This is a genomic window from Rhodococcus sp. NJ-530, assembly GCF_003860625.1.
Classification (GTDB): Bacteria; Actinomycetota; Actinomycetes; order Mycobacteriales; family Mycobacteriaceae; genus Rhodococcus_F; species Rhodococcus_F qingshengii.
Map to the genome: position 1 here is coordinate 6054779 of NZ_CP034152.1, position 18700 is coordinate 6073478.

An 18700-nucleotide genomic window follows, 5' to 3' on the forward strand; every position below is an offset into this window, starting at 1 on the left:
CACGTCGGTGCCACCGTCGTACCTGACCGACGACGCCGGGCGCTCCCTGATCCTGCGAGGGTTCAACACGGCGTCGAGCGCAAAGAGCGCACCCGACGGCATGCCGAAGTTCACCGAAGCCGATCTCGAGCGCGAACATGCCGACATGGGAACAAATTTCGTGCGTTTCTTGATCTCCTGGCGTTCGGTGGAGCCAGCGCCGGGACAGTACGACCAGGAATATCTGGACCGCGTCGAGGACCGGGTCAGCTGGTACGCCGAGCGCGGCTACAAGGTCATGCTCGACATGCATCAGGACGTCTACTCCGGCGCGATCACACCAGAGGGCAACAGCGGCAACGGCGCCGGCAACATCGGCAACGGCGCGCCGGCCTGGGCGACCTACATGGACGGCCTTCCGGTCACCCCTCAAGACCGCTGGGAGCTGTACTACGTCCAACCCGGTGTGATGCGTGCATTCGACAACTTCTGGAACACCACCGGCCAACATCCCGAACTGGTCGAGCACTACGCGAACGCCTGGCAGGCGGTGGCCGAACGTTTTGCAGGCAATGACACCGTCGTGGCATACGACCTGATGAACGAGCCGTGGGGCGGTTCCCTCCAAGGCCCCGCCTTCGAAGGTGGGCCCCTCGCTGCCCTGTATCAGCGAACCACCAACGCCATCAGGGAAGTTGATCAGGACAGCTGGGTGTGTGTGGCCCCGCAGGCCGTCGGCGTCAACCAAGGTGTCCCAGCGGGCTCACGAAGATCAACGACCCACGAGCCGGCGAACAGCGAATCGCCTACTGCCCACACCTGTACCCGCTGCCCCTCGACCTCGGTGACGGATACTCCGGCCTCTCACGCACACTCACCGACGCGACCATCGACACCTGGCGCGACAGCGTCGAACACATCGCAGGCAACGTACTCGGCGGCGTTCCGATCATTCTCGGCGAATTCGGGCTCGACACAACACTGCCCGGCGCAACCGACTACATCGACCGCGTCTACACGACCGCCCGAGAACTCGGTGCGGGTGTCTCCTACTGGTCCAGTGATCCAGGTCCTTGGGGCCCGTACCTGCCGGACGGATCGCAGACACTCCTCGTCGACACCCTGAACAAGCCATATCCGCGAGCCGTCGCGGGCACACCCACCGAATGGTCCTCGACCGTTGACCGCCTTCAGCTGACGTTCACCCCGAACCCCGCAGTGACGGCACCGACCGAGATCTACCTACCCGAAAGCGGCTTTCCCGGCGGCGTCGACGTCGCGGGCGCCGACATCGTGAACTGGAACCCCAAAGCCGTCTTCTCACAGTGGAAACCGCGGACGACGCGGGCCCCGTCACAGTCACGGTGACGCCGGCAAGCTGATCGCGAGCGTCGAGATTCCTGGATATTTGTCCAGTTCTTTCGTAACGTACAAGCGACGGGTGATCGGCCGACGGAAGGCGAGTATGTCCACGGAGAAGATGTCTGTCCAAGATCGTTTTGCGCGGGTGGTGCTCGATGTCGTCGGCGCCTTACCGACCGGCGCGCAGCGCATTCTCGGTGGCAAGCCGAAGGAGATCGACGGGCAGACTCTGCACCCCGAGATCCAGCTTGCGCTGAGATTGCTCTCAGCGGTCGAAGGTACGAGCTTCGAGCATCTTCCGGTCGAAGAGGGACGGGCTCAGATCGACGCCGAATCGCGACTGTTCGGCGGTACGCCCATCGACATCGAGACGGTACGTGACCTCGAGATCCCGGCCGGGGATCACGCGATTCCGGCTCGGCTGTATCGCCCGGCCGGAGTCTCAACGCCCGCTCCACTTTTGGTGTACTTCCACGGCGGCGGGTTCGTCCTCGGCAGCCTCGAGAGCGGCGACAGTGTGTGCCGCTTCCTGGCCCGCCACGGCGAGGTCAGTGTGTTGTCGGTGGACTACCGGTTAGCACCGGAGTTCCCGTTCCCCGCCGGGGTCGATGACGCCGTCGCCGCATTCCGGTACTGCGTCGAGCATGCCACAGAGCTGGGTGCAGATCCGAAATCCATTGCGGTAGGCGGAGACAGCGCGGGTGGGAACTTGGCTGCCGTCGTCGCGCAGTCCACGACCGAAGACGACGTCAAACCAGTATTCCAACTGCTCTTCTTCCCCTGGGTGGACCTTTCGTCGAAGCGCCCTTCGCACAAGATGTTCGGCACCGACTTCTTTCTCACCGACGCCCAACTCGACTGGTATGCAGCCCATTACCTGTCGGGCGGCGCTTCGGCTCTCGACCCGCGAGTCTCACCGCTGCTCACTCCGGACCTGGCCGGCCTACCGTCCGCGTACGTTGCCGTCGCCGGTTTCGACCCACTACGCGACGAGGGTGAGGAATACGCGAACCGGCTGCGAGAGGCCGGAGTCCCGGTTGCACTCAGGCGTCACAGTGGATTGATCCATGCCTTCGTCAACACCACCGGTGTCGGCCATACCGGTCAAGATGCGATGTTCGAGGCCTGCGGCGCTCTGCGGGTTGGACTTTCGGGCCCGCACTGAGGGCAGGGTCACGAAACGGGGAGTGCCAGATCCGCCCACTCGACCATCGCTTCGAGCACGGAGCGCAGTTCCATCCCCGTCGCGGTGAGTTCGTACTCCACTCGCGGCGGCACCTCGGCGTAGGCAGTCCGGGTCACCAGATCGAACTCCTCGAATCGCTTGAGCCTGGCGGAAAGTGTCCTGGGACTGATGCCGGGCAATGCGCGTCGTAGTTCCGTGAAGCGCATCGGGCCGTGCGTGAGCTCACGAACGATCAGCGTTGCCCACGGTCCGTCCAGAACCAGCAGAAAGCGCGCGACGCCGCACTCCGGAAGCACGTGACCTGATTCACTCATCGATTCCCCATTAGTTCACTTGAAGTAACTGGTTCCCAATCTGAACTATAGGCGTCATGACTTACACAGTGCATGGCGCCACCGGCGCACAGGGTTCTCCCGTTCTCGCGGGATTGGTCGCGGCTCTCGCCGGATCTACAGGTGCCGAAGTCCGAGCAATCACCCGCAACCCTGACCAGACGTTCGAGGGTGCGAACACCGTCGTCGCGGACAATGCGTCAGCCGACTCTCTCGCCGATGCTTATCGCGGGGTAGACGGGGTGTTCTTCCACCTGCCACTCGCCGGTGACACCGAGACGCTAGCTGGTTACGCCCACAATGTTCTGGCAGCAGCAAGAGTGACACGTCCTTCGCGGTTCGTGATCTCTACCAGCGGCACGGTGACCCGCGACGCTACTTCGCCGCTTGCCGGTCCCAACACACCCGTTCTCTCCGAGCTCGTCGACGGACTCCACGCCGAAGGTATCGCGGTGACCGTCCTGACCCCGCGTTTGTTCCTCGAGAATCTTCTTCTGCCCACCGTGCTGTCGGGGGTGAAAGACGAAGGGGTCCTGCGTTACCCACTGCGTGCCGATCTCGCGGTCGCATGGAGTTCACATCTCGACGTCGCTGATGCAGCCGTTGCGGCCCTGACTCTCGACGTAGCACCGGACGCGGTCGACATCGGACAGATTCCGGCGATCACCGGCATCGAACTCGCCGAGGCATTCGCCGAACACTTCTCGCGCGCGGTAACTTTCGAAGCCGTGACGCCCGATGCCTTCGGTGCGTCGATTGCGCCGATCATCGGAGGGGGCGCAGCAGCCGGGGTTTCCCAGCTCTACACGGGACTCGAATCTGCCGACAGCGTCGCGTTCGACTCCGCGACGGGTTCTGCCGTTGCCTTGGGCATCGTCGCCCGCAGCACCCGGGCCTGGCTGGTAGATCTCGGAGTGAACTGACCGGAGCAACGCAATCGGCCGGCTCCGCGAAGTATCGCGTGGAGCCGGCCGATTTCCGGGGTTACCGGTGCGTGCGGGTCTTCAACTGGCGGTTCAGCTGCCGACTCCCGAAGTCCAGACCGGCACCGTCACTGGTGGCCAGCACGGTGAGTCCAGCGGCGACCAGCAACGAAATAAGCACAACGCTCATGGTGAGTCACCTTTCTTCCTGTCGTGAAACGGTTTTGCGCCTCCGGGAAATGTCGACATATCCGGCACCCCACTTCAGCTGACCTCAAAGTATCTGTAACTATGGGTTACGCGCAATGTGTGGTCCCTCACCTGAAAGCGCAGGGTGATGCGCAGATCACGCTGCGTTCGACGGCGGACTTACCTGGCCAGAACCATGTTCACGAACTCGTCGGCGAGCGCCTGAGCGTCCGCACCGCTGCCAGGAACCACATCGGGCGCACTGTGTACCAATTGCATCTGCCCCAGGTACATCGAATAGGCAAGTACGCCACGATGTTCCGCTTTCTGCCTGCCCATCCCCAGATCGACCAACAACGTCACGATGTACGTAACTCGACGCTCGGTGACACGTCGAACCGCCGCCGAAACCAAAGGATGGCCGATCCCGGCAAGCAGTTCCAACTCCGCACGGCGACCGGCCAATCCGGTCGTGACCGAATCCACCAGACGACGCAACCTCACCTCCGCCGGTTCACCAGAGGACTCGACGGAGGAGATCAGTCTCTCGGTTGCCAAAACTTCCCACCGGCCGAGCGCAGCTTGCAGCAATTCGTCGCGGTTGGCGAAGTGCCAATAAAAGGAACCCTTGGTCGATCCGAGCGTGCGCGCCACCTTTTCCACTGCAACTGCATCAGGCCCATGGCTTGTCAGAGCCTGGAAAGCTGCATCGATCCACTGGTCGCGAGAGAGTCGGGCGCGGGCATTCGTCACCTCCGTACGGTACCGTGTGGGTAAGTTCCATACGGCACCGTACGGAGGACGAAATGACACTCGCTTTCAAGGCAATGCCTGCACCGGACTGGGCAGAAGCCACCACGATCACCATCCCGTCTGTTCCGACCCATACATCCGAGGAGTGGACGCAGGCAGTCTTCGACGTCAGGAATGTCCCCGCACCCGTCCTCGCGATGTTCTGGCTCAGGGAGCGGATAGTCGGACTGCTCGGCATCGCCAAGGGACGCCCCGACACCTTTGCCGTCGACAAGATCGCCGACGGCGAGGCCCTCATCGAAGCGGACGAGAAACACCTACGATTCGTCGCCTCGGTTCAGGCCGACAACGACGCCGGCCTCCTGCACGTCGTCACCGCCGTGGAGCTGAAGAACCGCGCGGGCCGAATCTACTTCGCACCCGTTCAGGTACTGCACGGCGTGATCACGCGGGCAATGATGACGTCCGCTCGAAAGAGACTGTGCACGTGATCAACCGTCCGGACCGCCCTTGAGTTCGAGGCTGATCTGATCGGCATCCAGCGCGGCAAGTGCCGATCCGAGCATCCGTGCGTCGAACACGCCATCGTCACGTGCGTCGAGCAGTGCCTGACGCTGCGCGTCGATCACGTCGAGGCGGATCCTCTTCTTCGACCGACCCTCTGGCGGAACGACACTCGCAGCAGCATCTTCGAGGAGGTCGAGCAACCTGCGATGCTCGTCTAGTTCGGATTCGGTGAGGTCCTGCGCTGCCGGACCGGTCGCCACTACGACGCGCCTCAACGTTCCTCCCTGAAGGATCAACGAGCCTGCTGCCACCAGGAACGCAACCAAGATCAGGAGCGATCGACTCGGGGTGTCTTCCGGCAGAGTCTGCGCTGCAGCCAGAGTGACCGCCCCGCGCATGCCGGCCCAGATGACGATCGTGCCTTCACGCCATCCCAACGGCGCAGCAAGGTAGTAGTCGATATCGGCAACCGTCCGCCGAACCCGAACCTTGAACCTTTCCATCTGATTCGCCGAAGGTGCCCGGCGCCTGCTGCGTCGTTCGTCTGGCGGGTAATCCTCGGGATTGTCGAGGCGATTCGCGATGTCGGAGAGTCTGGGTTTCATGCGTTCACGAAAATTCGCCCGCGCTTGGAGCGCTCGCAGGAGCGGGGCCACGTACAGAGCCCGCACCAAGATCGTGAGGAACAGTGCACCCGCCGCCACGAAGACCGCCGTGGATATGCCCTCGTGGTCGACCCGGACATCGTCGACTATCGACGAGAGTTCGAGGCCCATCACCAGGAAGATCGCACCTTCGAGGACCAATTCGACTGTGCGCCAGTTCTGGGAGTCGGACAACCGGTGTCGCGGTGACAGCTTCCGAGGAGCGTCGTAGCCGGTGACGAGCCCGGCCACGACTGCAGCAACCAATCCTGACGCACCCAACTCTTCGGCGGGGATCGCCGCCAGAAACGGCACCGTGAACGAGATGACCGTGTTGACCGTCGAATCGGTGACACGGGCGCGAACCATCAGGTTGACCTTGCCGACGACAACTCCGATGACCGCGGCCACGACGACGGCAAAAGCGAACTTGCCCAACACACTCCACAGCGACACCGATGCGGCGGCCCCGGCGATGGCAGTACGCAACAGAACCAGAGCGGTGGCGTCGTTGAGCAGGCTTTCGCCTTCGAGGATCGACACCACCCGCGGCGAGACCGGGAGTTTCTTGACGATGGACGTCGCGACGGCATCCGTCGGGCTCACGATCGCACCGAGTGCAATGCCCCACCAGATACCGAGTCCTGGTATCACCCAGGAGAAGAACACACCGAGAACAAGCGCACTCACGACCACGAGCAGAACGGAAAGCCCACCGATGGCACCGAACTCACGCCGAAACTCCATCGACGGCATCGAGACCGAGGCGGAGTACAGCAGTGGCGGAAGCACGCCTGCCAGAATCCATTCCGGGTCGATGTCCACTGCTGGGACAAATGGTAAGAGGCTGACAACGATCCCGGCCATCACCAGAATCAACGGTGCTGCGACTCCGATCCGCGCTCCGAGCGTCGAGGCCGCGACGATTCCGAGCAGTCCGAGCACCACAATGATCAGAGCATCCACTGCTTCCCCCTGTACCCCGGATTTGTGTCTGGCTCTTTCTACACCTTTGCCGGAGACGGGGGCGAGACCCGCCACGCGACGGCGATCAGAACAACCGTGAACGCCGATGCGGGCCACAGAGCGTGAAGACCGATCCACCGATGAACGAGCGCACCGACCACCGCGCCCGCGATCAACCCCGCGCACATCCCGAAGTGCTGCAGCCACGCCCACTTCGGGCCACCCAGAAAGGCTCCGGTCAGACGCTGGCCCATCTTGACCAGCGCACCGGTCATGTACGTGACACCGATCGTCACCTCGCCGTCGCGCTGGAACACCGAGTTGACGGCTCCCATCGCCAAGGCCATCGCCGAGATCGCGCCGGGGGTGACGTCGAGGCTGCTCATCACCGAACCGATGGACAGCAGCCCGGCTACAACCGCGAGCACCGTGACCTTGCGAGCCCGGACCGAATAGCGCTCCGTGAAGTGGGTGACGACGGTTCCCAGCGCGATTCCCAGGAGGAAGAGCACGATGATTCCGCCGGCAACTCTCGCGGTCGACCACACCCCGTCGGCAAATGCGACGCTCGCCTGCGTCATGTTGCCGCTCATGAACGAAACGAAAGGCCCACCGAGCGTGATGAATCCGAGCGCGTCGACGTAACCGGCCAACCCGGCGAGCGCTGTCGCCAGGCCGATCAGCGACCTGCTGTATCCCGTCACCCGACGAGCTCGGTTCAGCTCAGCTTGCTGGTGCGCAGCTCGTGGCCCTTGGACGTCTTGCAGCGGCCGGTCTCGAGATCCCACTGCCAGCCGTGCAGATCGCAGGTGAGGTTGGTGCCGTCGACGACACCGAACTTCGACAGGTCCGCCTTGAGGTGGGGGCAACGACGCTGAATCTCGTACCCGCCCAACTCGATAGACGCGCTGTCGTCGTGGGCCTCGGCGAACCAGCCGTCGGCGTACGCGATGCGCTCGTCGGTGAGGCACTTGAAGAACGTGTAGAGGAATTCGTTGTACCCACCGATGCGCCACGCCGTGAAGCGTGTCGACAGGAAGATGGTGTTGACCCAGTCGGGCTCGTCGTCGCGCAGAACGGTGCGAACCAGTTCGGGAGCGATGCGGAAGCCGTAGCGGTACTTACCTTCTCCGTCGATGGGCTCACGAACGATCCGCTTCGGGAAGTCGAGAACGACCGTCTCCTCTCCCATCACGAGTCCGACGGGGTAGCCGATTCCGTCGCAGATCAGATCGGACTGAGCCATGATCGGCTCGAACTTGGCCTTGAGACCGTCGAGCAGCGGCTCGCCTTCGGCCGGAGCCCACGTGGCCTTCTGCGCGGCGATGACCGGTGCCATCTTCTGCGCCATCTTCTCGATGTACTCGGCCTTGTTGGAGAAGATCTTGTCGACGTCTGCGTCCGGGATGGGATGCGTCAGCGCGACCTTCTCGCTTCCGCGAAGTTCGACGGCCGAGCCGGGGATCATCAGCAGACCACGATCGTTGCCGTTGATGCGCATCTGCTCGAGGAACGTGATCTGGTCGGGGAAGATGTTTCCCTCGTCGCCGTGATCGTCGTTGAGGTAACGCAGGTCGTCGTCGAGGAAGACCGGCGGGCCGGCCGACGGAACAACCCAGGCAGCGTCGACCTGGGAGATGTAGTTGCGGCAGCGGTCCATGCCGCGCTGACGCTTCTGCTTGCCGAAGTTGCGCTTGGTGCCCTTCGGGATGTCGTAGACCATCGGGTACCAGATCGCGCCCGAGTACTGCAGCAGATGGATGTCGACCTTCCCGAAGGCGTCGGTCAGCGGGTCCAGGTCGACGGGCCTGGCGTCGTTCATGTTGAAACAGGTGGTTTCCCCGTCCGAGACGACGAGGCCCGAGTCACCGATCGGACCGTCCGCGGGAGCGCGCAGAGCGATGATCATGATGTCGAGATCGCCCTTGGGACCGCTGACGGTGTGCTTGACGGAGTCTTCCGTCTCGAAGAACTTGTGGAAGCCGAGCTTCTCGAGTTCACGCTTGAGGTCCGGCACCGGGTAATCGGGGAGCAGGACTGTGGCGTCCTTGTTGACGTGCGCGATCAGATTCTTCGGATCGAAGTGGTCCTTGTGCAGGTGCGAGACGTAGAGGTAGTCGCAATTGCCCAGCGCGTCCCAGTCCAACTCTGTGTTGTCGGGGAACGGCACCCAGGACGCAAAATACGTCGGGGTCACCCATGGATCACACAGGATGGATCCGGCCTCGGTCTGGATGTGAAATCCTGCGTGGCCGACGCTGGTGATCTGCATTGCAACCTCCGAAATCGTACTGCTGGTCAACTCAGCATAGTCGGCGCGATCAGGGCCAAATCGCGATCGAGGAGGCGGCCGGTTGTGACGTCATGCACGTCAGAGGTCGAAAGTGGGTTGTGAATCAGACCTGCCGGTGACGCGGACAACACTCTCTGTGCTGGCGTGTTCGCCGTATTTCTTGGCGTTCGCGGGAGCTGTTTCAGCATTCCCGAAGACAGCCCCTAAGGCTAACCTAACAAGCATGACTCGACTCCTTTCTCCCTCCACGACCGATCGCGACTACTGGGCGATCGTGGACAACCTGACGCGACGCGGTTTCTTCGGCGTCGGCGCGGGCGTCGCTGCGGCCGCGTTTCTCGCCGCCTGCGGCAGCACGGAAAGTTCGACGCCCGAGAACGCGGAGACCTTCGAGTTCACGCGCGGCGACGAGAAGCTGATCATTCCGACCGACCCGCAGAACGTCGTTGCCCTCGATCCGCGGGACGGCCTCGAATTGTCGATCCTCGCCGGATACCCGGTGACCGCCTACCCGACCGGCGCAGCCGAACACCTGCGCCGTGAGGTCCCGGATGCCACGGGTGTCGAGATCTTCGCCGAAGGTGCTTCCGATCCCAACTTCGAATACATCTCGACTCTCGGCGCCGACCTTCTCGTCCTCAGCGCCGGCTGGTGGGACACCGGGTCGTACGGCAACGACCGGATGCAGCAGATCGCACCGGTCCTGCCCGTCGGCAAGGACTTCACCCCGGAGTGGCGGAAGGTCATGTCGGACTTCCTCACCGGCATCGGGCGCAGCGATCGCGCCGAAGAAGTACTCGCCGAGTACGACGCCCATGTAGCTCAGGTCCGCCCGACCGTCGAACCGCTGATGGCCGGCAAGAAGGTTGCCTTCGTCGCCGCCGCGGAGGATCAGATCGCGTGGTTCCAGAACGATTTCCGCACCGCCGTCGCCGAGGACCTGGGATTCGAGGTGCTCCGTGAAGGCCCCGACCTTCGCGTGATGCTCGGATCGGAGCAGTTCAACCGTCTCGAAGAAGCCGACGTCATCTTCGCCTTGGATCGCAGCGCCTCCGGCAGCGTGTACACCTCGCCGACGTGGCAGCGTCTGCCCGCCGCGCAGGCTGGTCGAGTGATTCCCTTCGACTACTACAAGGCCGCGGGATACGCCTTGACCGCCAAGGTTCTCGTCGACGACTTGGCGGCCGGGGTCAAGCGGTAGAAACCCGACCTTCGTCAACCCGACGGGGCCCCGATCATTCGGCACCGGCGGCTCGTCCTGTCACGCGGTCCCGAAACTCGCGGAACGCTTGGAAACCACCGGTGAGCGCCCGCGCCAGTTCCTCGGCGCTGTCGACCCAGACGACGTCCTCCAACTCGGAAACGTCGTCGGGCTCGTGATTGCGCTGGGGAACGAGAAACGTCGGGTCACCCTGAGGGTTGACGATCAGGAACCCAGCCGCCGCGCAGAGGTCGTAGACGAACGCGCACTCGGCAGGCGACAGCGTCGCGTGGAAGATTCCACCACTGAGTGGATCGCTCTGCTCGAGCGAGTCGAGATGAAGGTCGGAGAAGGCCCCGTCGATCGTCAATGCCCTGTCGTCACGGTCGACGATCTCGCCTCCGTACGGGCTCTCGACCACGCGCAGCCCGTGCTGATCGAGGAAAGCGGCGACCGCCGCCCGATCAACATCGAGTTGCACGTCCTTCGTCACCCGCATGAAGTGCAGCGAGAAACCCATCGATCCCCCTCGTCCATTCGCGACGCACGTGATGCGCTCGCCAGTACCTCGACAGCCGAGAAGCGTCAAAACTACCTCTCGAGTAGGGTCCGGATCGCCTCGACCACTTCGGCAGGCGCCTCTTCTGCCATGAAGTGACCTGCGGACAGCGTGCGGTGCTCGAGATCGGGCGCCCACGCTTTCCACAGGGCCTCGGCGTCGTAGCCGAGCATCGAGCCCCAGTCCTGCTGAATGACCGTGACCGGCATGTGCAGTTGGTTGCCCGCCTCCCGATCGGACTGATCGTGTTCGATGTCGATGCCTGCCGACGCCCGGTAATCGGCAACGATCGACGGCACCGCCTCCCGTGAGGCGCGCAGGTATTCCGCCCGCACGTCTACCGGAATCGCTTCGCGGTTCTGCGTCCACACGTCGAGAAAGTACTCGAAGAACGCATCGGCGCTGGCGCTGATCATCTGCTCGGGAAGACCAGGTGGCTGAGCCATGAGATAGAGATGGAACGCCACAGCAGCATTCGATCCATGCAGGATGTCCCACATATCCAGGGTGGGGAGCACGTCCAGCGAGCCGAGTTGCGTGATCACATCCGGATGATCCAGCCCCGCTCTGACGGCAACCAGTGCGCCACGATCGTGGCCGACGAGGGCAAACTTCTCGTGTCCCAATTTCCTGGCCACCTCGACGATGTCGGCAGCCATTGTTCGTTTGGAGTAGGTGTCCGGGGTTTCCTCGACCGGTTTGTCGCTGGCTCCGTATCCGCGTAGATCCGGGCAGATGACGGTGTGATCCGACGCCAAGGCAGTGGCTACGTGACGCCACATGAGGTGAGTCTGAGGGAAGCCGTGCAGAAGGACGAGTGGTGTTCCGCTTCCGCCGACCGCGACGTTGAGCCGCACTCCGTCTGCTGTGGAAATCTGCTGGTAGTCGAAGCCTGGAATGGTGATAGTCATCGATCGCTCTCGTTAGTCGGGGTGATGGCAGGTCGGGGTGATGGCAATCAGCTTCGCCGCAGTCGATGAGCGTTCGATGAGCGCGATAGCGTGGGGAAATGCGAGACCACACATTTGAAGCCCCGGCTTTCGGAGTGCTCGGACCCGTGGTCGCGTGGAACGAGTCTTCACACCAGATCGATCTGAAGGGTCCACGACACCGAGCGGTCCTCGCTCGTCTCGTCGTCGCCCGCGGACGTGTTGTTCCCGTGGACGTGATTGTCGACGACCTCTGGGTCGATCCTCCGTCCGGCGCTACCAGCGCAATACGTACGTTCGTTTCCGCATTGAGGCGTGCGCTCGAACCGGATCGCGCGCCGCGAAAGAAGCCGAAAGTCATTGTCACCGAAGGGCCCGGTTACGCCTTTCATGCAGCACCCGACGCGGTCGACGCTTGGGAATTCGAAAGACTGGTGCGAGAAGCCGCAGATTCGACGCCGGCGCAATCACTCGAACTGCTCCGAACCGCGCTGCAGCTGTGGAGAGGGCCGGCCTACGCGGAGTTCGCCGACGAGCCTTGGGCCCGAACGGAGCGATCACGCTTGGAGGAACTGCGTCTGACTGCCGTCGAACGCTTGGCATCCGCGCAGCTCGATCTCGGGCGAGCTGCCGAAGCGATTCCCGATCTGGATGCCCACGTGACGGAACACCCTTGGCGCGAGGAGGGTTGGCGACTACTCGCTCTGGCGCTGTACCGGTCCGATCGTCAAGGCGATGCTCTGGCAGTCCTACGTCGCGCACGGAAGTTACTCGCCGAAGAGTTGGGCATCGACCCTGGTCCACGACTGAACGACCTCGAGTCCGACATTCTCCGCAGGGAAACCCGCCTGGATTCTGCAGGGGCAGAACAGATCTTCAGTCAGGTTTCGGCAGCGTACGACCGGACCGTAGCGGCAGGATCGAAATCGAGATTGGAGTCAACCGTCGGCCTCCTCCGAAGTTTGGCAGTTGCGGGCGGAAGCGGACTCGAGATTGCCCGAAACCAACGACTGACAATCATCGGCGCCGCTGAACAATTGGACGACGTCGAACTCACCGCGCGGATCATCGGCAATTACGACGTGCCCGGGATCTGGACGCGATCCGACGATCCTCGGCAGGCTACGCAGATCGTCGAGGCCGCTCAGCGCACTCTCGATCGACTTCCGGCCGGCAACGAACCCGCTCGGGCGAGACTGTTGGCGACAATCGCACTCGAATCGCGCGGACTGCCCGGTCATCACGGTCTCGAATGTGCCCGTGCCGCAGTACAGATCGGTCGCGCTCTCGACGATCCAGGGCTCCTGGCCTTCGCTCTGAACGGATTGTTCATGCAGACGTTCTGGACTACCGGTCTGGCCTCCGAGCGCGACGACATCGGCCGTGAACTGGTCGACCTCGCCATTCGACACGGCCTGGCTACCTTCGAGATCCTCGGCCATCTGATCCGCATGCAAGCCCTCAGCGCCCTTGGGCAATTCGATGCAGCCGAGCTACATGCCGAGACGGTTGATCGATTGGCCGGACGTCACGAACGCCCGTTGGCAGCGGTGTTCACCACCTGGTTTCGCGCTATGCGTACTGCCGCTGCCGGCGCGGAGGCCGCGCACTGCGAGAAGCTGTACGAAGCTGCGGCGGTCAATCTTTCCGATGCCGGCATGCCGGGTCTCGCGGACGGCATACTCCCTCTCGCAATTCTCGCCCTCCGCGTATGGCGGGGACTGCCGGCGATTTTCGACCCGACCACGCAGTGGGGCCCCTACGAACCCTGGGCCCGGCCACACCTGCTCATCGCACAGGGGCAGACGAACGAAGCAGCGAAGGCGGTCGAGGCATTGCCGGACCCGCCCGAAGACCTACTCTCCGAGGCACTGTGGTGCTTGACTGCCGCAGCGGCGACTGCAGTCGGCGACCGTCGAGTCAAGGAGCGTGCGCGAGCGGCGCTCCTACCTGCCGCCGCCGAAATAGCCGGCGCCGGAAGCGGAATGCTCACCGTGGGACCCGTCTCGCACTACCTGGCCGAATTGGAGCAGGGCTGAACCGTCAGGTGAATGCAATCACCGTCTCACCCCACGCCTCCCGGATCTCGCGGTCGAGATCAGCGACGACGGCATCGCGTTTGTCGATCAACAGTGTCGAGCGTGTGTCGGTGTCGTAAGTGGGCCACCCCGGGTCCGCACCCAGTTCGCGATCGTCCCCGGCGTCGTAATCGCCTGCAGCTCTGGCAAAGTCCAACCACCTCGCCTGCATGCGCTCAGAGACATGACGCGCCGCGCTCAAGCCACCCAACTTGTAGGTAATGTCTCGTGCCCCGTGGTTGATGTTGCCGAAGACGTAGGCAAGTTCGGTGCCGTGGGTCGCACCGATCTTCAGCGCCTTGAGCATCGGCGGCGCGTAGTCGAAGCGATACAACCACGTCGGCGCAACCTTGCTGTGAGCCTCGGCGATCCACAACGTAGGCAGCCGGAATCCGAAATCACGGGTCAAACCGAGACCGGCGCCCAGCTTGGACAGTCCCGAATACGCGCCTTCGATTTGAGAATGATCCGGTAGCTCGAGTCCTGGATGCTCGTCGGCGATCTCCGCGAACATCGACGTGATCACGACGGGATCGATCGGCATCAACGGCGACTTCATCATCCGGAAGAGCGAAGATTCGTCCTTGTTGGTTCCGATGATCAGCGGAATCGGGTGTGCATTGCCGTGACGGAACGCGCGCACCGGGTAGTCAGGGAGCAGATCACCGTCGACGATCGGCGCGAACGCCAAAGTGCCAGGCGTCTCCTGGGGGACGCGAGCAAACAGTTCGTCTGACGGCCCGATCAAGTCTTCGGCAGACGTGGACCGCAACAGACCCAGATCGCCTCCGCCGCTGAAGATCTCGAGGAACAGCTTCGCGACGATCTCACCACGTTCACTACCGTACACCGAAGTGGCGGGCGAACTTTCGGCAATAGCGCGATGAAACAGGCCGCGAGCGGACGGGACGGTCATCAGCGTCGTCACCGCGCCGCCACCTGCCGACTCGCCGAACAACGTCACTTTGTCGGGATCGCCACCGAAAGCCGCGATGTTGCCTTGAACCCATTGCAGCGCTGCAATCATGTCGCGGAGAGCGACATTGGGCTCGAAGGTATGTTCACTCGAATTGAAGGACGAGAAATCGACGAAGCCGAACACACCGATGCGGTAGTTGATCGAGACGACGACAACGTCGCCGTTCTCAGCCAATGTGGTTGCGTCGAAAAGTGGTTGGCTGGACGCTCCGCGGAAATACGCTCCGCCGTGAATCCAGACCATCACCGGTTTACCCGGCGCATCAGAACCGACGGCGCCCGGTGCCCACACGTTGAGGAACAGGCAGTCTTCGTCCATCGGAACGTTCTCACCGAGCGGGATCATCGCGAGTCGACTTTGCGGCTCACACGGCCCGAATTCTGTTGCGTCCTGGACCTCGGTCCAGGGCTTCGGCGGAACCGGCGCGCGAAATCGCAGCGGACCGACCGGAGGTGCCGCGTAACGAATCCCCTTCCAACTCGACACCGAGCCTTCCGTCGATCCTCGAACCGGCCCGTACGTTGTCTCGACTACCGGCGCTTCGCTGGGTGTGATCGTCATTCGATTTCTCCTCGAAAACAAGTTGCTACTTCGACAGGGCTTCGACAACGTGCGAGAGTTCCAATGCTGCCAGCATCAGGAACAAAACGGTCATGATTGCTGCATTGTGGCGGATCAGAGTGCTTTTGGTGGCGCTCAGTGCATCGGTCACCTTCGCCGAGGGCACGGCAGCCAATGCTGACAGCACGATCAAAGCGATGGACGCCCCTACCGCGAACAGGACGGAATACGCGATCACTGATACCCAGCCGAGGTGCCCGCCACCGATGATCGAACCTGCCTTGAGTTCGAGCGGCAGGTTCTTCGCGTTGGATACGGTCAACAACAGTCCCAGGACCGCAGCTTTGCCCGGTTGCATCGAGTCGATCTGCGCCAGCCACGACGGCATCGCCGGCTCGGCATCGTCTTTCGGACGGCCACGCCAACTCGAGTACGCGAGCGCCAGAAAACCGACAGTGAACACGACGGCGAACACCGTCTGGACGGTATGCGCGCTGCCGCTGGACTTCGATTCCACTCCGGTGGTCGAGAGTGCCGTCGCTGCTGTGATCGCTGCCGCGGCCAGCACGATGCTCGCGGTGTACGCGAATGCATTTGCCTTCGCCCGAGTGGACAGCAGGATCGCGATGATCGCAACCAGAGGAATCGGGCTGATGACGACGCCGGTGGCGAGTGGGATGAGCTGCGCAGTAATCGATTCCATTTCTGCGACCGTACAAGCGGCCAATCCGGCCATTGGCGAAACGTTCGGCCTCCACGACATCGCCACTCACGGTGTCACAGAAGCACGGCTGTGAGGACCACCCGGTCTTCCTCTTCGACAAGTTCGAGGGACGTTACCGTACCGGCGAGCGATTCAAGCCCGATCCCTGAGTCCCGTGCCACCGGCATCCGACCCGGCGAACTGATCCGCACTACTACCGCCCGAGCATCGGCGAGTGTCACCTCGAGGAAGACGGGCCCTCCTGCACCGTGTTTCACGGCGTTGGTCAGTCCCTCCGACAGGATCTCCACCACGCTGTCGAGCCGAGCGGAGCCGGAACCGATCACCGCCCAGACTTCGTCGTCGACGTGACTGACGACCGGAATTGCGTAGCGCCACACCGTGACAAGATCATCGATACGCTTTCGGGCATCGGAGTCAGCCGGCTGATCGGATGACGCAGACAGGTCGCTTTCCAAGCCGTCGAGAATGTGGGCAATGGTTGCCGCAACATCGACTGGGCGACCGGCAACGGCGCCCGAAGACCATGCGGCCGCTACGAGTTCGCCCTGCACCGACGAGTGCAACAACCTGGCCAGTCCACGTCGGGTGTGCATGAGCTCGGCATGGATACGAGCTGCATCGAGCGCTTGCCGGCTCAGGGCACTGCGGAGTTGACGCTCCTCGTCCTGACGCTGCGTATCCGCAGCCCTGATCAGGCAGACGGACAGCGCAACCAACGGGTAGACGGCCATCGACGAGAGATAGAAAGTCGGGGTACGGCCGAACACCGTCAGGAGCAGCCACGTCGCGGTACTGCTGATCAGCGCACTCGAGCAGTACACCGCAGAAAGAGTCGCGATCCGTCTCAGAGGGCCGTCTCCGCTGCTGACAACTCGGCGAGCGCACGCATTGCCACCGACGAAGAGCCAGAAACCGACGCCGAGCTGGACCGCCGTGAACGTCACGCCGTAAGTCGTGAGCAGGTAGACGGTCACCAGTGCCGTGTACGCGAACACCGGTACGTACAGTGGCGCCGGTTCAACACTGCGTACGACGCCGATCAGTCGATCTCTCGCCGTCAGCCGCACAGTCGGCGTCGGTGATTCGATCTGGGGAACCTCCCGGAACAGTCGATGACTCATCGGGCGAACCACGTCGTCGGAGATTCGCTTCAAGAGAGCTGCTCCTCGCACTCCCTCGAGTTCCGTTTCAGCAACCGCGTGCATGACCGTCTCGATACTGCGCTCGAGCTCTCGCCGACACTGCGCACGGGTTTGGCCGAGGCGGAATCGATCCCGGGTCTGTTGGAGTTGGACGGCGGCCCCGGCAACCTTCAAACTCCGTTGCAGCGCGAGGCGGTCGCGGAGAGCGCTTACCAGTACGGCGGTCAACGACAAGAAGACAACGCTGCACACGACGTTGAGTGCCACACGGACGAGCATCGGTCTGGGGTCGACGGGGAGTTCGAGCGAGCGGGTGATCGCGTCGAGGACGAACGGGCGGATCGCGCCGATCACTGCGAACAGGGCCAGGGCTGCGAGCTGCGATCGGTGTGCTGCAAGAACAGCCCTCGCCATCAGCAGCATCAGCCCGACGACGCAGTGGGTCGCGAAGGCGCCGACTGCCATCACGCCTACTTCGCGCACCCCGGTACACAGGTAGTAGTTGGCCATCACGGTCACCGCGAACGGCAGCGTCAGAATCCAGGACCACTTGGTGACGATGTTCCGATCACCGAGTCGAAGCCACCACTCGCGCGGGTTCACACCGAGTCGGTCACTTCGGGCACACCGAAATGGCGGATGAAGATACTCGCAGCAAGCACTCGCGGATTGGTGGACGAATCGTGCGTCAATCCCAGGCTCTCGAGAGTGCGCGCGATGAGCTTCTCCACACCTCGGATCGAGGACCCACGATGCGCTGCGATTGCGCTGTTCGACCACCCGAGCGAGATGTAACGCAGAAGATCGAGCTGTGATCTGGTGAGGCTCGACAAGGCGGAGTCCGGATCACTCCCGAGCGCCGGTGGCTCGGTTTCCGTCAACGCGGCCTCCACTACGCCGATCAACTGATCCGCCGACTGGACAGCCGCCTTGTCCACGAACAGCGATTTCGGCGGCACACCCGCAGAACCTGGCGCTGTCGATGCGTTGGGGTAGTTCGTCAGGAACACGATCGCGCAATGCGGAGCCTTCACGGTGACGATGTTCGCGAGATCGACGCCGTTCGGCCGCACGCCAAGGTCGATGTCCGTGACCAAGAGGTCAGGATCGAATCCGTCGAACTCCGTGAGCGCTTCGACCGCCGATCCGGCCGTACGGACCACGAACCCGGCGTGTGTGAGCGTGTCACCGACGAGCGCACGCATCAGTGGTTGGTCTTCCACCACCAACACCCGTCGCACCCACTGGCTGGTCTCCATGACCAGAGATTAACCGTTGGGAGAGTGCGTATTCGACCGAGCAGGTGGTGACGGATTCCGAGTAACACGGCAGTTATCAACCATGCGGGTTCCAAGCATTTCGCCCGATATGTCCCAAGCGTCGGAGCGCA

At 62.9% G+C, this 18700-nt stretch carries 18 protein-coding genes and 1 pseudogene; 7 read left to right on the forward strand and 12 right to left on the reverse strand.

Annotated elements, in window-relative coordinates; all coding sequences use genetic code 11:
* Window positions 1–7 precede the first annotated feature (7 nt).
* The 3 genes and pseudogenes from EHW12_RS35945 to EHW12_RS28275 all read left to right on the forward strand — a co-directional run.
* Window positions 8–649, forward strand: a pseudogene (locus tag EHW12_RS35945) (cellulase family glycosylhydrolase); the annotation flags it as partial.
* A gap of 44 nt (window positions 650–693) precedes the next feature.
* Entirely contained in the window at window positions 694–1347 is a 654-nt protein-coding gene (locus EHW12_RS35950) for a cellulase family glycosylhydrolase (RefSeq protein WP_277426213.1), read from the forward strand.
* Window positions 1348–1444: 97 nt separating this feature from the next.
* Complete coding sequence (locus EHW12_RS28275) at window positions 1445–2506, forward strand: alpha/beta hydrolase (protein ID WP_125052326.1); 1062 nt, start codon at window positions 1445–1447, stop codon at window positions 2504–2506.
* 8 nt (window positions 2507–2514) lie between these two features.
* Here EHW12_RS28275 and EHW12_RS28280 read toward each other — a convergent pair whose 3' ends face one another.
* Window positions 2515–2841: a helix-turn-helix domain-containing protein gene (locus tag EHW12_RS28280; RefSeq protein WP_019745900.1), complete on the reverse strand. Its 327-nt coding sequence runs from the start codon at window positions 2839–2841 to the stop codon at window positions 2515–2517.
* A 56-nt stretch (window positions 2842–2897) separates the two neighbouring features.
* Here EHW12_RS28280 and EHW12_RS28285 point away from each other — a divergent pair, with 56 nt between their 5' ends.
* Window positions 2898–3782: an NAD(P)H-binding protein gene (locus tag EHW12_RS28285; RefSeq protein WP_064443562.1), complete on the forward strand. Its 885-nt coding sequence runs from the start codon at window positions 2898–2900 to the stop codon at window positions 3780–3782.
* 61 nt (window positions 3783–3843) lie between these two features.
* Here EHW12_RS28285 and EHW12_RS35955 read toward each other — a convergent pair whose 3' ends face one another.
* Together EHW12_RS35955 and EHW12_RS28290 are read right to left on the reverse strand one after the other, a co-directional pair.
* Entirely contained in the window at window positions 3844–3972 is a 129-nt protein-coding gene (locus tag EHW12_RS35955; RefSeq protein ID WP_003943237.1) for a hypothetical protein, read from the reverse strand.
* A gap of 179 nt (window positions 3973–4151) precedes the next feature.
* Entirely contained in the window at window positions 4152–4724 is a 573-nt protein-coding gene (locus tag EHW12_RS28290) for a TetR/AcrR family transcriptional regulator (RefSeq protein WP_030536196.1), read from the reverse strand.
* 53 nt (window positions 4725–4777) lie between these two features.
* Here EHW12_RS28290 and EHW12_RS28295 point away from each other — a divergent pair, with 53 nt between their 5' ends.
* The gene (locus EHW12_RS28295) at window positions 4778–5215 is read left to right on the forward strand and encodes a DUF2867 domain-containing protein (RefSeq protein ID WP_064443560.1); all 438 of its coding nucleotides are present in this window, start codon (window positions 4778–4780) and stop codon (window positions 5213–5215) included.
* Here the strand turns inward: EHW12_RS28295 and EHW12_RS28300 are convergent, their stop codons facing one another.
* Genes EHW12_RS28300 through EHW12_RS28310 form a run of 3 tightly spaced genes read right to left on the reverse strand, consistent with a single transcriptional unit; the run spans window position 5216 to window position 9113 of the window.
* Complete coding sequence (locus EHW12_RS28300; RefSeq protein WP_064113578.1) at window positions 5216–6841, reverse strand: sodium:proton antiporter; 1626 nt, start codon at window positions 6839–6841, stop codon at window positions 5216–5218. It abuts the gene before it with no gap.
* A 38-nt stretch (window positions 6842–6879) separates the two neighbouring features.
* Window positions 6880–7545 carry a YoaK family protein gene (locus tag EHW12_RS28305; protein ID WP_047272319.1) on the reverse strand — a complete coding sequence of 222 codons (666 nt, stop codon included), beginning with the start codon at window positions 7543–7545 and terminating at the stop codon, window positions 6880–6882.
* A 14-nt stretch (window positions 7546–7559) separates the two neighbouring features.
* Window positions 7560–9113, reverse strand: coding sequence for an MBL fold metallo-hydrolase (locus EHW12_RS28310; protein ID WP_003942885.1), 1554 nt, complete (start codon window positions 9111–9113; stop codon window positions 7560–7562).
* A 244-nt stretch (window positions 9114–9357) separates the two neighbouring features.
* Here EHW12_RS28310 and EHW12_RS28315 point away from each other — a divergent pair, with 244 nt between their 5' ends.
* Complete coding sequence (locus EHW12_RS28315) at window positions 9358–10335, forward strand: ABC transporter substrate-binding protein (RefSeq protein WP_003942949.1); 978 nt, start codon at window positions 9358–9360, stop codon at window positions 10333–10335.
* Between the two features lie 34 nt (window positions 10336–10369).
* On the opposite strand, the gene EHW12_RS28320 is transcribed toward EHW12_RS28315, so the two are convergent.
* The gene (locus EHW12_RS28320) at window positions 10370–10855 is read right to left on the reverse strand and encodes a hypothetical protein (RefSeq protein WP_042922885.1); all 486 of its coding nucleotides are present in this window, start codon (window positions 10853–10855) and stop codon (window positions 10370–10372) included.
* Window positions 10856–10926: 71 nt separating this feature from the next.
* Window positions 10927–11805 (reverse strand): alpha/beta hydrolase, encoded by an 879-nt coding sequence (locus EHW12_RS28325; protein WP_047272321.1) that lies wholly within the window; start codon window positions 11803–11805, stop codon window positions 10927–10929.
* Between the two features lie 98 nt (window positions 11806–11903).
* Between EHW12_RS28325 and EHW12_RS28330 the strand changes: the two genes are divergently transcribed.
* A complete protein-coding gene (locus tag EHW12_RS28330; RefSeq protein WP_047272322.1) occupies window positions 11904–13862 on the forward strand; it encodes a BTAD domain-containing putative transcriptional regulator in 1959 nt (652 codons plus the stop codon).
* 4 nt (window positions 13863–13866) lie between these two features.
* Here the strand turns inward: EHW12_RS28330 and EHW12_RS28335 are convergent, their stop codons facing one another.
* From EHW12_RS28335 to EHW12_RS28350, 4 genes are all read right to left on the reverse strand, one after another.
* Window positions 13867–15441, reverse strand: coding sequence for a carboxylesterase/lipase family protein (locus tag EHW12_RS28335; RefSeq protein ID WP_047272324.1), 1575 nt, complete (start codon window positions 15439–15441; stop codon window positions 13867–13869).
* 25 nt (window positions 15442–15466) lie between these two features.
* A complete protein-coding gene (locus tag EHW12_RS28340; protein ID WP_047272459.1) occupies window positions 15467–16144 on the reverse strand; it encodes a GAP family protein in 678 nt (225 codons plus the stop codon).
* Window positions 16145–16218: 74 nt separating this feature from the next.
* Entirely contained in the window at window positions 16219–17913 is a 1695-nt protein-coding gene (locus tag EHW12_RS28345) for a two-component system, sensor protein (RefSeq protein ID WP_125052328.1), read from the reverse strand.
* Window positions 17910–18569 (reverse strand): response regulator, encoded by a 660-nt coding sequence (locus EHW12_RS28350; RefSeq protein WP_058226809.1) that lies wholly within the window; start codon window positions 18567–18569, stop codon window positions 17910–17912. Before EHW12_RS28350 ends, EHW12_RS28345 begins: the two co-directional genes overlap by 4 nt.
* Between the last annotated feature and the right edge of the window lie 131 nt (window positions 18570–18700).

Coding starts and splice junctions, on each gene's coding strand:
- EHW12_RS28320 (WP_042922885.1), bottom strand. CDS start 10,855: ATGGGTTTCTCGCTGCACTTCATGCGGGTGACGAAGGACGTGCAACTC.
- EHW12_RS28275 (WP_125052326.1), top strand. CDS start 1,445: ATGTCCACGGAGAAGATGTCTGTCCAAGATCGTTTTGCGCGGGTGGTG.
- EHW12_RS28295 (WP_064443560.1), top strand. CDS start 4,778: ATGACACTCGCTTTCAAGGCAATGCCTGCACCGGACTGGGCAGAAGCC.
- EHW12_RS28315 (WP_003942949.1), top strand. CDS start 9,358: ATGACTCGACTCCTTTCTCCCTCCACGACCGATCGCGACTACTGGGCG.
- EHW12_RS28350 (WP_058226809.1), bottom strand. CDS start 18,569: ATGGAGACCAGCCAGTGGGTGCGACGGGTGTTGGTGGTGGAAGACCAA.
- EHW12_RS28340 (WP_047272459.1), bottom strand. CDS start 16,144: ATGGAATCGATTACTGCGCAGCTCATCCCACTCGCCACCGGCGTCGTC.
- EHW12_RS28285 (WP_064443562.1), top strand. CDS start 2,898: ATGACTTACACAGTGCATGGCGCCACCGGCGCACAGGGTTCTCCCGTT.
- EHW12_RS35955 (WP_003943237.1), bottom strand. CDS start 3,972: ATGAGCGTTGTGCTTATTTCGTTGCTGGTCGCCGCTGGACTCACCGTG.
- EHW12_RS28330 (WP_047272322.1), top strand. CDS start 11,904: ATGCGAGACCACACATTTGAAGCCCCGGCTTTCGGAGTGCTCGGACCC.
- EHW12_RS28335 (WP_047272324.1), bottom strand. CDS start 15,441: ATGACGATCACACCCAGCGAAGCGCCGGTAGTCGAGACAACGTACGGG.
- EHW12_RS28325 (WP_047272321.1), bottom strand. CDS start 11,805: ATGACTATCACCATTCCAGGCTTCGACTACCAGCAGATTTCCACAGCA.
- EHW12_RS28280 (WP_019745900.1), bottom strand. CDS start 2,841: ATGAGTGAATCAGGTCACGTGCTTCCGGAGTGCGGCGTCGCGCGCTTT.
- EHW12_RS28310 (WP_003942885.1), bottom strand. CDS start 9,113: ATGCAGATCACCAGCGTCGGCCACGCAGGATTTCACATCCAGACCGAG.